Origin of the sequence: Serratia sp. CMO1 (genome assembly GCF_015689115.1) — a bacterium.
Lineage (GTDB): Bacteria > Pseudomonadota > Gammaproteobacteria > Enterobacterales > Enterobacteriaceae > Serratia > Serratia marcescens.
Window position 1 is genome coordinate 2845564 of sequence record NZ_CP065032.1, and the last position, 15670, is coordinate 2861233.

Sequence of the window (15670 nt, forward strand, 5' to 3'; positions counted from 1 at the left end):
TGTTACCTCAAGCGAATGCGTGGATCGGCGTAGGCGTACAGAATGTCCGCCAGCAGATTGCCGAGAATGGTCAAGGCGGCCAGAAACAGCGTGAACCCCATCAATACCGGGTAATCACGCGCCGCCAGCGAATCGATATGGATATGTCCGGCGCCCGGCCAGTTGAAGATTTTTTCGGTGATCAGCGCGCCGGAGAACAATCCCGGCAGCTCGAACCCCAGCAGGGTGATGATCGGCAACAGCGCATTGCGCAGCGCGTGTTTGAGGATCACCGTTTTCTCCCTGAGCCCTTTGGCGCGCGCGGTGCGAATATAGTCCATGCGGATCACCTCCAGCATGCTGGCGCGGAAATAGCGCGTCAGGCTGCCGGCCTGCAGCATCACCAGCGCCAGCACCGGCAACAGCAGGTGCGCCGCCACCTCCAGCGCCCAGGCCAGCCCGCTCGCCTCGCTACCGGTGCGCAGCATGCCGCCCGCCGGCAGCCAGTGCAGATCGACGGCGAACCATTTGATCAGCAACAGGCACAGGAAGAACGTCGGAAACGACATGGCGGCGAACACCGCCACGGTGATCAGATGATCGAACAGCGAATAGGGTTTCATCGCCGAGATCACCCCCACCGCCAGCGCGATGCCCCAATACAACACCATCGCCACCGCCGCCAGCAGGAACGAGTTCCAGATGTATTGGTTCAGCAGCGTGCTGACCGGGATCTGGTACTGCAGTGAAAAGCCGAGGTCGCCCTGCAGCAGCCGGCCAAGCCAGTGCAGATAGCGGCTGAACAGCGGCTGATCCAGCCCGTACAGCGCCCGCAGCTCGGCGGCGCGTTGCGCGGTCAGGTTGATGTTGCCGTCGATAAAGTCGCCGGGCGCCAGGGCGAAAATGCAAAAAATCAGCAAGGAAGCCAACAGCAGCATCGGGATAGTCTGCAACAGACGGCGCAAGATAAAGTTTCTCATCGCGGGTTCCATCGCCGCCGCCCGGAATAGCGCGGCGGCGTCAGGGCGTTACAGCGCCGGTTTGACGTTCGGCAGGCTGCCGACCAATCCGTTATAGATATCCGGTTTAAAGCCGGTGACGCGCGCGCTGCTGGCGCTCAAAATCTCGCGGTTGCCGAGCAGGATCACCGGCGGATCGTCCGACAGCGCCTGATACAGCTGGTGGTACAGCGGCTTGCGCTGGGCGATATCCAGCGTGGCGTTGGCCCTGGCGATCAGCGCATCCACCTGTGGGTTATGGTAGCCGGTCTCGCTCTCGCGGCTGATGAAATCGCGCACGCCGTCGTGCGGATCGTTCAGCGTACTGGTGCTGAGGGACGCCAGGTCGTAATTGCCCGCCTTGCGCTGCGCCAGCAGCGCGTTGAAATCCAATACCTGCGGTTTCAGCACCACGCCGAGCCGGCGGTAGTTATCCTTGGCGATCGGCACCAGCGCGTCGTTGATCAGCTTTTTGGTCACCAGCAGCGTCAGCTCCAGCTTTTTACCGTCTTTCTGCCGGATACCGTCAGCGCCCACCTGCCAGCCAGCCTCGTCCAACAGCTTTTTGGCCTTATCGAGATCGTAAGCGTAAGGATTGATGCCGTTGGCGTCGTAAGCCCAGGAGATCGGCGAAATCGGCTGGTTGGCGACCTTGCCATACCCTTGGTACACCACGGCGATCAATTTTTGCCGATCCAGGCCGTAAATCAGCGCCTGACGCACCCGCTTGTCCTGCAGCGCCGGGCGTCTGAGGTTGAAATCAACGCGGCTGTAATCGCTTGAGCTGTAAAGGTTGATATTGGCGAAGCCGAGCAGCTTGAGCTGTTCGATATCGTCCGGCTTGGCGGTAAAGGCGTCGTAGTCGGTCTCACCGGTCTGGAACAACTGGAAGTTGGTGGCCGGGTTGGTGACGCGGTAGATAAAGCGCGCCATCGGCGGCGGGCCGAGGTAGAAGTTCGGGTTGGCGTGGAAGCGGATCTCCTGCCCCGGCACGTACTTGTCGTAAATATAGGGGCCGTTGCCGAGCGGCTTGCCGTTGAAAGCGCGCACGCTGTCGAGCTTGCCGCGCTGATAGTCTTTGCCGTAGTAAGCCCGCGACAATACCGGCCCGCCAATCAGTTGCAACGTGGTCGCGCCCGGTTGGGTGGTGACGATCTGAATGGTGCGATCGTCGATCACCTTCAGCCCGCTGATGCCGGCGGCGGTACCGTTTTTATACTCGGCGCCGCCCTGGATGTGCGCCGGCGTGATATCGGTGTCGCCGTCATAGGCCGGATCGTGCAGCAGCGTCAGGGTAAAGGCGATATCGTCGGCTTTCAGCGGCGAGCCGTCGCTGTAGACCAGATTCGGCCGCAGCTTGATGGTATAGGTCAGATTATCGGGGCTGACCTGCCAGGATTCCGCCAGGCGCCCTTCCGGCTTGCCCTGGCTGTCCAGGCCGATCAGGCGGCTGAAGATCACGTCGGTCACGTTCTCGTCCCAGCCGTTGGTGAACAGATACGGGTTGAAAATCCCCTGCGGTTCCGAGATGCCCGCCACCACGGTGTCTTTGCGCAGCTTGGCGGCGGCCGGCACCCGGCTGACGTCGCTGGCCGGCGTGATGCCTTCGGCCAGCGTTTCCGCCTGCGCGCCGGCGCTCAATCCCAGCGCGCAGATCAACGCCAGCGGCGTCAACCGATAACGCAACAGTTTGTTTAGCTTGTTTTTTATTCTACTCACCCACTGCCCCTCGTCTACCCGTTGATAAAAATGTGACAAAATTTATCGCAGAGTAATGGGCGGCTGGAGGGCTGTCTAACAACGAAACCGGCATTCCATTGCCGAAAAAAGCATTATGAATTTTTCTGGGGCGAAGCGGCGGGGAAAATGCGGTTCAGCCGGCCGCCGCCAGCCCCCGAATAAGTTTGGCTAAGGTTTTTATCGCCTCTTCAAAGCGGTCATTCCATTCAAAAGAGGCGTTGAGACGGAAGCAGTGGTTGAAATGGTCGCCGGTGGTGAACATGCGCCCCGGCGCGATGCTGATGCCCCGGGAAAGGGCCCGCCGGTACAGCTCCATCGACGACAGCGCCGGATCGAGCTCCAGCCACAGGAAGTAACCGCCGTCGGGCTGGCTGACCTTCACCGTCGGCGGGAAATGGTGGGCGATCGCCTGACGCATCGCGCTTTGGCGCTGGGCCAGCAGGCGGCGCAACCGCCGCAGGTGGGTGTCGTAGCCGCCGTGCAGCAGATAATCCGCCAGCGCCATCTGGGTCGGCACGCTGGTGGAAACGGTGCTCATCAGCTGCAAACGCTGGATCTGCTGCGCATAACGCCCCGCCGCCACCCAGCCGACGCGAAAGCCCGGCGCCAGGCATTTGGAAAACGACGAACAGTGCAGAATTTGGCCGCCGCTGTCGAGCGCCTTGGCCGGCAACGGCCGTTCGGCGCTGAAGTACAGCTCGCCGTAGACATCGTCTTCGATCAGCGAGATCTGCCGTTCGCGCAGCAGCGCCACCAGACGCTGTTTGTTAGCTTCCGGCAGGGTGGCGCCCTGCGGGTTCTGGAAGTGGGTCATCAACCAGCAGGCTTTGATCGGATACTGTTCCACCGCCTGCTGCAGCGCGTCCAGATCGATGCCGTCCTGCGGATGGGTGGCGATCGCCACCGCCTTCAACCGCAGCCGTTCCAGCGCCTGCAACGCGCCGTAAAACGCCGGCGACTCGATCGCCACATAGTCGCCCGGTTGGGTCACCGCCTGCAGGCTGAGGCTGAGCGACTCCATCGCCCCGGCGGTGATGACAATTTCGTCCGGCGCAACCTGCATGCCGCTCAGCGCATAGCGTTGGGCAATGTGCCGCCGCAGCGCGTCGTTGCCCGGCGGCAGGTTGGCCAGCGAACTGTGCGGCGTGAACTTGCGCGCTACGCTGCTCAGCGCCCGCGCCAGCTTCGGCTGGGCGAACAGCGTGGCGTCGGGAAACGCCGAACCGAAAGGCACGATATCCGGATCCTTGCAGGCCTGCAGCACGTCGAAAATAAAGGCGTTGATGTCCACCTGCTCACTCAGCAGCAGTTTCTCGCCGCGCGAAGGCTGAGGCAGCGGCTGCGGACGCGCCGCCACATAGTAGCCCGACTGCGGCCGGGCGACGATCCACCCCTGGCTCTCCAGCAGTTGGTAAGACTGCACCACCGTCATCAGGCTTAATCCGGCGCGTTTGCCGCTCTCGCGCAGCGAAGGCAGCTTGTCGCCCGCCCGCCACACCCGGTTCTGGATCTGTTCTCTAATCTGCTGCGCAAGCTGCTCGTATCGGGTCATAACCATTAACTGTTATATGAAAAAGTAAAATAACTGTCACTATTATAGTCACTGTACTTCGTGATTAACTTAACGCCAAGCTTTTCACATAAAAATGACAGCTATACTCAAGAGGTTAATTTATGTTCAACCCTAGGAGGCGCCATGCTGGGTCTTGATGCACTGGAACTCGCCAGAATACAGTTCGCCTTCACCGTGTCTTTCCATATCATCTTCCCCGCCATCACCATCGGTTTAGCCAGCTATCTGGCGGTGCTGGAAGGATTATGGTTGAAAACGCACAATGAAGCCTACCGTGAGCTTTACCATTTCTGGTCAAAGATTTTCGCCGTTAACTTCGGCATGGGCGTGGTGTCCGGGCTGGTGATGGCCTATCAGTTCGGCACCAACTGGAGCTTCTTCTCCGAGTTTGCCGGCAGCATTACCGGGCCGCTGCTGACTTATGAAGTGCTGACCGCCTTCTTCCTCGAAGCCGGTTTCCTCGGCGTGATGTTGTTCGGCTGGAACCGCGTCGGCCCAGGGCTGCACTTCTTCGCCACCTGCATGGTCGCGCTCGGCACACTGATCTCCACCTTCTGGATCCTGGCCTCCAACAGCTGGATGCAGACGCCGCAGGGGCATGAAATCATCAATGGCCAGGTGGTGCCGGTCGACTGGCTGAAGGTGATCTTCAACCCGTCCTTCCCGTACCGCCTGTTGCACATGTCCACCGCCGCCTTCCTCTCCTCGGCGTTCTTCGTCGGCGCCTCTGCCGCCTGGCATCTGCTGCGCGGCCGCGATACCCCGGCGATGCGCAAAATGCTGTCGATGGCGATGTGGATGGCGCTGATCGTCGCGCCGGTGCAGGCGATGATCGGCGATGCGCACGGCCTGAATACGCTGAAACATCAGCCGGCGAAGATCGCCGCCATCGAAGGCCACTGGGAAAACCCGCCGGGCGAAGCCACGCCGCTGATCCTGGTCGGTTGGCCGGACATGCAGCGTGAAGAGACCCGCTTCAAGCTGGAGGTGCCCTACCTCGGCAGCCTGATCCTGACGCACAGCCTGACCGAGCAGGTGCCGGCGCTCAAATCCTTCCCGCCGGAGGACCGCCCCAACTCCACCGTGGTGTTCTGGTCGTTCCGCATCATGGTCGGGCTGGGCATGCTGATGATTCTGGCCGGGGTGTGGAGCCTGGGGCTGCGCTGGCGCGGCGGGCTGTATCAGTCGCGCCCGTTCCTGTACTTCATTCTGTGGATGGGTCCATCCGGACTGCTGGCGCTGCTGGCGGGCTGGTTCACCACCGAGATAGGCCGCCAGCCGTGGGTGGTGTATGGCCTGCTGCGCACCAAGGATGCGGTCTCCGCGCACGGCGATCTGCACATGAGCATCAGCCTGCTGGCGTTCATTATCGTCTACTGCTCGGTGTTCGGCGTGGGGTATTCCTACATGATGCGCCTGATCCGCAAAGGGCCGCAGCCGCATGAACACCAAGAAGACAATACCGAGGGCCGCCCGGCGCGTCCGCTGTCCGCGGTCAACGACACTCTGGACGACAGGAGCTGAACATGGGTATCGATCTTCCGCTGATTTGGTTTGTCATCATCGTGTTCAGCACCATGATGTACGTGGTGATGGACGGTTTCGACCTGGGCATCGGCATCCTGTTTCCGTGGGTGAAAGAGAGCGGCGACCGCGATCTGATGATGAACACCGTCGCCCCGGTGTGGGACGGCAATGAGACCTGGCTGGTGCTGGGCGGCGCGGCGCTGTTCGGCGCCTTCCCGCTGGCCTATTCGGTGATCCTCGACGCGCTGGCGATCCCGCTGACGCTGATGCTGATCGGGCTGATTTTCCGCGGCGTGGCCTTCGAGTTTCGCTTCAAGGCGACGCCGGAGAAGCGCCATATCTGGGACAAGGCGTTTATCTGGGGCTCACTGTTCGCCACCTTCAGCCAGGGTGTGGTGGTGGGCGCCGTGATCAACGGCTTCCCGGTCGAAGGCCGCACCTACGCCGGCGGCGCGCTGGACTGGTTGACGCCGTTCGCGCTGTTCTGCGGGCTGGGGCTGGTGGTGACCTACGCCCTGCTCGGTTGCACCTGGCTGGTGATGAAAACCGCCGGTGATCTGCAGGCGCGCATGTATCACCTGGCGACGCCGCTGCTGGCGATCCTGTTGCTGGTACTGGCTGCGGTCAGTGTCTGGACGCCGATCGCCCATCCGGAAATCGCCGCCCGCTGGTTTACGCTGCCGAACCTGTTCTGGCTGCTGCCGGTGCCGCTGCTGGTGCTGCTCAGCGCCTGGGGCATTCACCGCGGGGTGAAACGCGGCGCGCACTACTCGCCGTTCATGCTGACGCTGCTGCTGGTGTTCCTCGGCCTGAGCGGGCTTGGCATCAGCATCTGGCCGCACCTGATCCCGCCGGCCATCAGCCTGTGGGACGCCGCCGCGCCGCCGCAGAGCCTCGGTTTTATGCTGGTGGGCGCGCTGTTCATCATCCCGATCATTCTGGTCTACACCTTCTGGAGCTACTACGTGTTCCGCGGCAAGATCAGCCATGAACACGGCTATCACTGAGGAGGGAGGACGCTATGCAAGATAAAACGGCGGCAACCGCTCCGGCGCCCTGGTGGAAACGCATCGGTTGGCTGGTGATCATCTGGAGCGCCAGCGTGCTGGGGCTGTTCGTGGTCGCCTCGCTGTTCCGCCTGCTGATGACCGCGGCGGGCATGAAGTCGCATTGACGCGGCGCCTTATCTGGACGCGCTGTTGGGAAAGTAAAAAGAGACCACCAGCGTGACCAGCGGCAAGGCGCCGATCTTGACCAGTTCGAACACTTGACCGAGCGCTTCGTTTTTGTCCCAATAGGCGTGGGCGGCGAATACGCCCACGCTGACGGCGAATATACCGCACAGTAAGACCAAGACCTGCTCCAGATAAACCTGGCTGGCCTCATCGCGCAGATTACGGCTTTCGATGTTCATGGGAAGATCTCCACCACCCGCCCCACCGCTTCAAGCTGTTCACCATTCTCCCGTACAATGCCAAGAGAAGTGCCATCCTGTTTCATCCAGTACTTATCGGCAATGGCGATCAGTGCAAACGCCATTTTAATTACCTCGGTTTTTTCCATCCCGTGACGCCGGGCAATATCGTTCAGATCATCATCAATTTTATTCGATAACCGAATCGGCAAGCTGCGCATACTCCACCTCCTGTGGTCGTTGATTCACCGAGGGAAAGTCTACTGGAACGCCAAATATCGTTCAATTAGTGAACTACGTAACGCCTCGCACAATCCGCATGCAACGCTATTGCGGCTTGCGCCCCATCGCGCTGAGGAAACGTTGCTGCAGGCGCAGCAGCTCCTCCAGTTCCAGCAGGCGGTAGTCGATGCCGAAACGCGGCGCCACCTCGCCGATGATGCGGCTCAGCGCCGGGTAATGGCGGTGGCTCCAGTGCGGAAACAGATGATGCGTCAAATGCAGGTTCGCCCCGCCGAGCCAGTATCCCAGCCAGCGCGGCCGGGTCAGCCAGTCGAAGGTGGTGGCGAACACGTGGTGATACCAGCCGTGCGGCATCGCGCCCTGCGCCGGCGCCTGATAAAAGTTGGCCTTGGCCCAGTGGGTGCCGATGATCAACATCACGAACAACAAGGAAGAAAGCATCTGGCTCAGCAAGTAGACCAGCAGAATTTGCCCGATGCCGATAGCCGGCGGCAGCAGCCAGCACGGGATCGCCAGCGCCAGCAGCAGGTGCGCCGCCTTACCCGCCAGAAACGCGCACCAGCCGCGCGCGCCCTGCTGCGCCATGCGCGCCGCCACGCGGGTGCGGCCCGCCCTGTCCAGCCAATCGAACAGCCAGATGTAGTACGGGAACGTCAGCGCCGCCACCAGCGGCCAATAATAACGCTGCGCGCGCATAAAGGGCCGCCAGCGCTGGAACGGCGTTTGCCGCAGCACGCCATTGGCGTCGATGTCGGGATCGTAATGTTCGATGTTGTTATGGGCATGATGGAACAGCACGTGCCGCACGCGCCAGCAGTCGGGATCCAGCCCCAGCGGCACGCTCACCAGGGCATTCAGCCCGCGGTTGGCCCAGGGCCGACGGAAAAACGCGTTGTGCGAGGCGTCGTGCACCACGTTCACCGTCAGGAACATGCCGATAAAGATAAAACCGAAATAGCAGGCGAAAAATGCCCAGCCGTTCTGCTGTTGCAGGCCCAGCCCGTAACACAGGCCACACAGCGCCAGCAGCAGCGCCACCTTCGCCAACATGCCGCCGTCGGCGAAACGGTGATCGCCGTTGGCCGCCAGATAGTGCTGGGCGGCCTGCATCAGCGCGCGGTGCAACCCGCTGTCGTCGCGCCGATAGGCTAACGGACGCAGCGGTTTCACGGCTGCCCCATCCGGCGCAAAAAGCGCTGTTGTTGCGCCAGCAATTCACGATAGCCGATGCAGCGATACGCCATGCCGTGCCGCTGCGCCACCTCCGCCAGCGCCGCGGCCAACGCCGGGTAGTGGCGGTGATTCCAGCCGGGGAACAGGTGATGCGTCAGGTGATAGTTCAGCCCGCCGGTCAGGTGCTCCAGCCAGTGCGGCTCGGGTTGCCAGTCGCAGGCGGTGGCGAAATTGTGCCGGTACCAGCCTTGCGGCATGCTGTCACCCGTCGGCGCCGGGTAAAACTCGGCCTGCGCCCAGTGGGTGCCCAGCAGCAGGAACACCACCAGCAGCGAGGCGCACATCTGGCCGACCGCATAGGCCAGCAACACCCAGCCCCAACCGATGCCGTGCTGGTGGCCCACGATCAGCGGCACCACCAGCACCAGCGCCACATGAAGCAACTTGCTCAGCACGAACAACGCCCAACCGCCGCGTCCCGCCAGCACGCGTTTTTCCCGCAGCGGCGTTTTATCGAGCCGATCGGACCAATCGAAAATCCACGCGATGTAAGGCAAAGAGAGCGCGGCGATCAGCGGCCAGTACAGATGCTGATAGCGCATATGCGGTCGCCAGCGCTGGAACGGCGTCTGGCGGAAAAAGCCATTCTCTTCGGTGTCCAGATCGTAGTGTTCGACGTTGGCGTAGACGTGGTGGTAATCCACGTGCCGCGTGCGCCAATAGTCCGGATCGACGCCCAGCGGCAGCGTCACCAGTCGCCCCACCAGGCGATTCGCCCAGGGCGCGCGCAAGAAGGCGTTATGCGAAGCATCGTGGTTGACGTTGACGTTGAGCAGCATGCCCATGGCCACGAACAGGAAATAGCAGAGGAAAAACGCCCAGGGCTGATGCTGCAGCAGGCTCAGCGCGTAAAACCCGGCACACAGCGCCAGCAACAGCGCAGCCTTGGCCAATCGCGCGGCATCGGCATAGCGATGATCGCCCGCCAGGCAGGCGTGCGCCGCGCGCTTGAGATCGCGGTGGAATGCCTGTTCGCCATCGGCGGGAAAACGCAGCGGCGGCAATGTTTCAGCCATGCGGTTCCTCCACGGCGGCCGGTGCGGCCCCCCGTCCCCAGCCCAGCGCGACGCACAGGGCATGCAACGCCACGGCGGCCATGGCGATATGCCAATAACGCTGCGGCCAGCCGAGGTAGCCGATAAACAGCAGCGGCATGCCCAACGCGACCAGCAACCAGACGGCGCTCGCCCAAGATCGCCCTTCCGTCATGCCGCCCAGCGCCACCGAGCCCAACGCCAGCAGCACCAGCAGCGCCATTTGCGGCCAGCTGATGTCGCCGTAGCCGTAACCGTATTGGTAGACGTAACCGACCACCAGCGAGAACAGCAGCATGGCGCCGCTGAATACGCTGAGCGCCGAACGGCGATCGCGTAGCCGGCCCGGCGCCGGGCGCCATGCCATACGGAAATAGCGCAGGAACGGCAGATTGCTCGCCCAGAACGGGTTGGCGGATGGCCTGTCGCCGCTGACGCCGTAGCTGAACGGCGTGGTCGGCAATGCCGGGCAGAAGGTGCCGAACAGCTTGTCCCAGAAGATAAAGCTGCCGCCGAAATTCTTATTGGAATACGCCATGTCCTTGACGTGATGCACTCGGTGATGCGCCGGCGTGACCAGGACTTTCTCCAGCACGCCAAGCTTCGGCGTCAGCGCGTTGTGATTGAACAGCTGAATGCTGTAGTGAAAAATCGAGACCGCAACGAACACCGGCAATGGCACGCCCGCCAGCGCCAGCAGCAAAAAGAACGGGATCGACGTCAGTGACGAATACCAGGAGTTGCGCACCCCCAGCGACAGATTGAAATGCTCGCCCTGATGGTGCACCACATGCACCGCCCACAGCAGGCGGAAACGATGATGCAGACGGTGCAGCCAGTAGAAACCGAAGTCCCACGCCAGCAAAGCAAACAGCCACATCAACAGCGGCGGCCAGGCGTCCAGCAGCCCCAGGCTGAAATGCGCGGCCACGTAGCCGTAGCAGGTGATCTCCAGCCCGCGGAACAGCCACAGCATGATATGGCCGGAGTTCAGGTTGAACACCAGATCGTGCCAGTTGACCGGCTCGCGACGCCCCCACTGCAGCGCCACCGCCTCGGCCACCACGATGAACAGCATGAACACTATCGGCAATGCCAGATCGCTCATCCCACTTCTCCTTTAACCGCGCGCCGGCGCAGGGTGTTCATGCGCAGGGCCAGCCAGCCGGCGAACAGCGCAAGCAGCGCGCCGCCGGCCAAATCGACAAACAAATGCCGGCGCAGTTGCAGAATCGAGAACGCGATCGCCACGCCCCACAGCATCCACAGCGCCGTGCGCACTTTGCGCTCGCCGTCGCTCAGCGCCCACACCGCCAGCACCGTCAGCGCCATATGCAGCGAAGGCAGGCAGTTCTGCGGCGAGTCCACCTGGGTTAACGCCGCCAGCAGTTGCGCGCTGATCCCGACGCCATCGTTCGGCGGATAAGCCATGGTGGTCGGCCACAGCAGATAAACCGCCCCGGCGCCCAGCGCGGTGAGCTGCATCGCCCGCGTCAGCCATGTGACCCGCTGCAGCGGCGCCAGCAGATAGCCCGCCGGAACGATGAGGAAGAAAGAGAGATAGAGCCAGATGGCCGTGGGGCTGAACGGGATCGCCCGGTCAAGCGCCGACGGCGGCAGCAAGGTTCCCGCTCCCTGCAAGCGATCGGTCAGGCTATACACCACCCCAACCGTGCCCCAGCCGAGCAACATGTGTCCTAGTCTGAACAGCGTATTCTTCATGTTTCCTCCGCCTGGCGAACGATGCGCCGCCGCTTGCGATCGAACTGCGGCAGTACCGTCTGCGCCGTCAGCCGCCATTCGAGGCGCTCAGTGGCGATGCCCTGGCGAGCGAACAGCGCGATCAGCTGCGCCTGACAATGCGCCAACGCCGCCGGGCTGCAATCGGCAATCAATTCCAACCGCCGTTCGCCGCGCTGGATCAGGCGGTAATCGCTGGTCAGCGGCAGCGCATTGGCGATCGTTCGGCTGCAGGCATCGGCGAACACCGCCTGCGGTTGCCGCTGCGCATCGGGCAGCATCAGCTGATCGTCGCGCCGCCCCTCGATACGGGCGATCGCCCGCGTCGGTTGCCCGCACGGGCAGGGTTCCTTGCGCAGCACCAGTACATCGTCCAGCCGATAACGCACGATCGGCTGCGTGCTGCGGGTAAAGTCGGTGATCAACGGCGTAAAACGCCGTTCGTCGATCCACTGCGGTTCGATATGCAAAAACTCTTCGTTCAGATGCAGCGTACCGTGCGCGCAGGTCGCGGCAAGAAATCCTTCGGTGGCCTGATACACTTCGCCGACCGCCGGAAATACCTGCAGCAGCAGGCGGCGGTCCTGCTCTTCCAACACCTCGGCCACCGAGATCGCTTTTTTGACCGGCAATTTCACCTGCCCGGCCAGCACCGCCAGCGCCAAGGCGCGCAGCACCTGCGCCGGGGCCACGATGATGCTGGGCGCCTGCCGTTCCAATGCGGGCAAATGCTCGCTGAACGGCGCAAGCAGATCGTAAAACGCCAGGCTCAACCAACGGTTGTTCACGCTGTGATAGAGATTATTGTCCGCCCGCAGAAACAGCGCAACGCGCTCGCCGGCCAACAGCCCGTCCGGCAGCATCTTCGCCAGCATGCCGCCGGCCCACACCTGCTGCTCGCGCGGGCTGACGACAAACACGCCGCGCTGCCCGGAGGTGCCGGACGACAATCCGACGCTGTAGCGCCCGATCTTCGGCGTGAAATCGCGATCCGCCTCGCTGCGCTGCGCGCAGGCCAGCACCGCATCGCGCTGCAGCCCGGCGGTGTTCATCCGGTCGAACTGCGCCATCATCAGCGCCTTGTCCATCTGCGGCCATTCGGCGAAAGGCCGGCGGCTGAAACGCTGAAAATAGGGGCTCTTGCTCAGCACCCGGCGGGCAAAGCTCTCAAGCTGCCGGGCCTGATGCGCCTCCAGCGCCGCACGATCGCCAAAGCGCAGGCGCCGGGCGCGGAAATAGTGCCAAAGGGTCATGAAAGGGATCACAGATCCCCCTCGTGGCACAGCAAAATGTTGACCTGCCCGCCCGCCCACAGCTGGTTGAGCCGCTCCAGCGTGCGGGTGTACGCCGCCGCATCGTCCATCACCAGATTGGCCAGGCGCGAAGGCCCGCGCAGCGTCTGGTAACTCTGCGGCGACCAGGCGGCGTCGCTGGCCAGCAGCGTCCAGCCGGCATCGGTGAGAATAAAGGCGCCGATATGGCCGGCCGCATGCCCCGGCAGCGGCACCAACACGATCTGCCCTTCGCTGCCCGGCAGCGCGTAACCGCGATCGAACGGCGCCAGCAGCGCGGGCAACGCCACCGAGGGAAAAGCCTCCATAAACTGCAGGCGGCTCTCGAAATCCGCCGGGATCAGGCCGGGAATAAAGGCGCGCTTCAGCGCCGCGAAACCGCGCAATCCACGGGTTTGCCGCCAGCCTTCGCCGGAGCAAATAAAGTCGAGTTGGCTGAAATCCTGCAGCCCGGCGATGTGGTCCGCGTGAAAATGCGAGACGATCAGCGCCTGAATATCGCCCTCGGCGTAACCGGCTTCGCGCAGTTGATGCGCCAGCGACTCGGCGGGATCGAAATAGACCGGTGTCATGCGGCGATAAAGGCTGAACACCCCCGACTGCGTGTGCTGCTGAAAATAACGCGCGTAGCCGGTATCCCACAGCCAGCGGCGCTCCCCCACCTCCAGCAGATAGGCGCGCGCCGGGAATTTGCATACCCGGAACCCGGCGCCGCGCAGCGCCATGCAGCCGATATGCGTGCAATAGCCCACGTCAAAAACGGTGACCTTAGCCATGCTGTCCGCCTCCTTGCCGCCGCAGCCACTCGCCGGTCAGACGAATGCCCTCTTCCATCGAATAACGTGGCCGATAGCCCAACTCTTCGATCGCACGAGTCTGGTTCAGCGTCATGTCAAAATGCACCGCCGCCACGCTGTAGCGCGTCAGCAGCGGTTCCTTGCCGCTCAACGTCGCCCACAGCTCCATGCCGCCGGCCAGCGTATGCAGCAGCGGATAGGGCACGGCCTGCAGCCGGTAACTCAGCCCCAGCTCCTGACGCAGCAGCGCATCCAGCATCTCCGCCAGCCGCTGCGGTTGGTGGTTGGTGATGTTGTACACGGCGCCGGACGGCAATCCGCGCTGCCGACTGGCCAGATCCATCGCGTGCACCACGTTGGGGGCAAAGGTCAGATCCAGCAGCGCTTGTCCGCCGCCGGGCAATCGCAATACGCCGCGATCGCGTTCGAGCTGCTGCAACAGCCGCGGCACGATCACCCGATCGTGCGGGCCAAACAGGCCGCGTGGCCGCAGCATAATGTAGGTGGTTTGCGGATAGATCTTCGCCTGCGCCAACAGGCGTTGTTCGGCGGCGTGCTTGCTGGCGGCATAGTGATTGGCGAAGCGCCGGGCGCGGTAACCCTCGTCAAGATCGTAATGCGGCTGAAAATCGAAGTAGATTGCCGGCGTGGAGATATGCACGAAGCGCCGCACGCCGCAGCGCCCCGCCGCCTCCGCCAGCTTCTCCGTCGCCGCGGCGTTGATGCGGTGAAACTCCGCTTTGCCGCCCCAGGGGGAAGACTTGGCCGCGCAGTGCCACACCCACTCGCAGTCGGTCACCAACTGCCGGCACTGCTGCGGCGTCGCCTGCGCCAGATCGAGCGCACAAAACTCGGCGCCCAGCTGACGCAACGCTTCGCCGGCCCGTTCATCGCGGCCGGTGGCGCGCACCTGATGTCCGGCTTCCAGCAGCCACTGCGCCGCGTTGCGCCCCAGCCCGCTGGTCGCCCCGGTGACCAGCACCCTCATGGCAGCAACACCATGCCGGCCAACGCCAGCCCCGCGGCGGTGCCGATCAGCATCACCGGCTGGCCGGGGTTGAAGCGCCCGGTGGTCACGGCGGCATGCAGCGCCGTCGGGATGGACGCCGCCACCTGGTTGCCGTGGTGGCGGTAGATATCTACCAGCGCCTCGCTCGAAACGTGCAGCCGCTTGCGCATGTGTTCGAGCGACAAATGGCTGGCCTGGTGTGGCACCACGGTGGCGATCTGCGCCAGGGTCAAGCCGCTGGCGCTCAGCAGCCGATCGAGGTAACCCTCAATCAGCGCCGACGCCTGACGGAACAGCGGCTTGCCCTGCATATGAAACAGAAAGTCTTGCTCGCACATGCCGGCGCGCGGGTTGCGGCGCGTGCCGCCGGCGCGGATCTCGCAAAGTTCGCTGCCGCCGGGGTAGGTTTCCACCAGGCTGGCGAGGATGCCGCTGGCGCCGTCGCCGCGCTCTACGATAGCGCAGGCGGCGCCGTCGCCGAAGATCAGCGACGACTCTTCATGCTGCCAGTCGATGCCGCGTGAAGCGAGATCCGCTGAGACGATGGCAATACGCTGATACGTTCCGGCGTTCAGCAGCCCCGCCGCCACCTGCAGCGCAGAGATAAAGCTGACGCAGCTGCTGTTGATGTCGAAGCCTGGCGTGCCCGCCGCCAGCCCCGCCACCTTGAGAATATGCGCGGCGGTGCACGGCAATGCCTGCACCGAAATCGCCGAGGCGGAGATCAGCAGATCGATCGAGTCTGCCGGAATGGCGCGGCGAGCCAGCGCATCTTGCAGCGCAGCGGCGGCGAGCTCGGCCTGGCTGGCGTCGTCGGCGGCGTGATAGCGGTAAACGATGCCCGAGCGTTTTTCAACGTAACCGGCCGGTTTCCCCAGGCGAGCGTCGAGCGTAGAGGAGGCCACGCGGTTGGGCGGCAATGCGGCCCCGGTGGCGATGATTTTCAGAGGCAACAGCTCGGGTGAGCGACATTGTGTGGTCATTATTGTTATTGATTAACCTGACTATCCATAAAGCGATTCTCCCGCACGGCACGAAGGCCACGCGGATCATCCCCGGTTTTTATGTCCCAAAATGCCTTTCATCAAGGC

16 protein-coding genes are annotated in these 15670 nt (G+C 63.0%); 3 read left to right on the top strand and 13 right to left on the bottom strand.

The genetic code is table 11. From position 1 onward, the window contains the following. Window positions 1-2: 2 nt before the first annotated feature. The 3 genes from IT763_RS13605 to IT763_RS13615 all read right to left on the bottom strand — a co-directional run bounded on the left by IT763_RS13605 (window position 3) and on the right by IT763_RS13615 (window position 4269). A complete protein-coding gene (locus tag IT763_RS13605) occupies window positions 3-959 on the bottom strand; it encodes an ABC transporter permease (RefSeq protein WP_004934604.1) in 957 nt (318 codons plus the stop codon). Between the two features lie 48 nt (window positions 960-1007). Then, window positions 1008-2663, bottom strand: a complete 1656-nt coding sequence (locus tag IT763_RS13610) for an ABC transporter substrate-binding protein (RefSeq protein WP_250648502.1) — start codon at window positions 2661-2663, stop codon at window positions 1008-1010. Window positions 2664-2850: 187 nt separating this feature from the next. After that, window positions 2851-4269 (bottom strand): PLP-dependent aminotransferase family protein, encoded by a 1419-nt coding sequence (locus IT763_RS13615; protein ID WP_004934613.1) that lies wholly within the window; start codon window positions 4267-4269, stop codon window positions 2851-2853. Window positions 4270-4413: 144 nt separating this feature from the next. Between IT763_RS13615 and IT763_RS13620 the strand changes: the two genes are divergently transcribed. The 3 genes from IT763_RS13620 to IT763_RS13630 are packed head-to-tail and all read left to right on the top strand — an operon-like array spanning window position 4414 to window position 6991. Further along, window positions 4414-5814 (top strand): cytochrome ubiquinol oxidase subunit I, encoded by a 1401-nt coding sequence (locus tag IT763_RS13620; RefSeq protein WP_206194775.1) that lies wholly within the window; start codon window positions 4414-4416, stop codon window positions 5812-5814. Window positions 5815-5816: 2 nt separating this feature from the next. Further along, a complete protein-coding gene (gene cydB, locus IT763_RS13625; RefSeq protein WP_016927375.1) occupies window positions 5817-6824 on the top strand; it encodes a cytochrome d ubiquinol oxidase subunit II in 1008 nt (335 codons plus the stop codon). Between the two features lie 14 nt (window positions 6825-6838). Further along, entirely contained in the window at window positions 6839-6991 is a 153-nt protein-coding gene (locus tag IT763_RS13630; protein WP_016927374.1) for a DUF2474 domain-containing protein, read from the top strand. A 9-nt stretch (window positions 6992-7000) separates the two neighbouring features. Here IT763_RS13630 and IT763_RS13635 read toward each other — a convergent pair whose 3' ends face one another. The 10 genes from IT763_RS13635 to IT763_RS13680 all read right to left on the bottom strand — a co-directional run bounded on the left by IT763_RS13635 (window position 7001) and on the right by IT763_RS13680 (window position 15562). Next, a complete protein-coding gene (locus tag IT763_RS13635; protein WP_143778225.1) occupies window positions 7001-7231 on the bottom strand; it encodes a hypothetical protein in 231 nt (76 codons plus the stop codon). Continuing rightward, on the bottom strand, window positions 7228-7452 hold the full coding sequence (locus IT763_RS13640; protein WP_016927372.1) for a hypothetical protein: 225 nt from the start codon (window positions 7450-7452) through the stop codon (window positions 7228-7230). Before IT763_RS13640 ends, IT763_RS13635 begins: the two co-directional genes overlap by 4 nt. A 106-nt stretch (window positions 7453-7558) precedes the next feature. Then, window positions 7559-8644, bottom strand: coding sequence for an acyl-CoA desaturase (locus tag IT763_RS13645; protein ID WP_049299155.1), 1086 nt, complete (start codon window positions 8642-8644; stop codon window positions 7559-7561). Next, window positions 8641-9723 (bottom strand): acyl-CoA desaturase, encoded by a 1083-nt coding sequence (locus tag IT763_RS13650; protein WP_016927370.1) that lies wholly within the window; start codon window positions 9721-9723, stop codon window positions 8641-8643. Before IT763_RS13650 ends, IT763_RS13645 begins: the two co-directional genes overlap by 4 nt. Next, on the bottom strand, window positions 9716-10849 hold the full coding sequence (locus IT763_RS13655) for a sterol desaturase family protein (RefSeq protein ID WP_016927369.1): 1134 nt from the start codon (window positions 10847-10849) through the stop codon (window positions 9716-9718). The genes IT763_RS13650 and IT763_RS13655 overlap by 8 nt, the downstream gene beginning before the upstream one ends. Next, the gene (locus IT763_RS13660) at window positions 10846-11463 is read right to left on the bottom strand and encodes a phosphatase PAP2 family protein (protein ID WP_110147094.1); all 618 of its coding nucleotides are present in this window, start codon (window positions 11461-11463) and stop codon (window positions 10846-10848) included. The genes IT763_RS13655 and IT763_RS13660 overlap by 4 nt, the downstream gene beginning before the upstream one ends. Beyond that, window positions 11460-12746, bottom strand: a complete 1287-nt coding sequence (locus tag IT763_RS13665) for a F390 synthetase-related protein (protein ID WP_033640061.1) — start codon at window positions 12744-12746, stop codon at window positions 11460-11462. The genes IT763_RS13660 and IT763_RS13665 overlap by 4 nt, the downstream gene beginning before the upstream one ends. Further along, a complete protein-coding gene (locus IT763_RS13670) occupies window positions 12743-13549 on the bottom strand; it encodes an MBL fold metallo-hydrolase (RefSeq protein ID WP_049299153.1) in 807 nt (268 codons plus the stop codon). The genes IT763_RS13665 and IT763_RS13670 overlap by 4 nt, the downstream gene beginning before the upstream one ends. After that, complete coding sequence (locus tag IT763_RS13675) at window positions 13542-14558, bottom strand: NAD(P)-dependent oxidoreductase (RefSeq protein WP_016927365.1); 1017 nt, start codon at window positions 14556-14558, stop codon at window positions 13542-13544. Before IT763_RS13675 ends, IT763_RS13670 begins: the two co-directional genes overlap by 8 nt. Next, window positions 14555-15562: a 3-oxoacyl-[acyl-carrier-protein] synthase III C-terminal domain-containing protein gene (locus tag IT763_RS13680; protein ID WP_197758348.1), complete on the bottom strand. Its 1008-nt coding sequence runs from the start codon at window positions 15560-15562 to the stop codon at window positions 14555-14557. The genes IT763_RS13675 and IT763_RS13680 overlap by 4 nt, the downstream gene beginning before the upstream one ends. Between the last annotated feature and the right edge of the window lie 108 nt (window positions 15563-15670).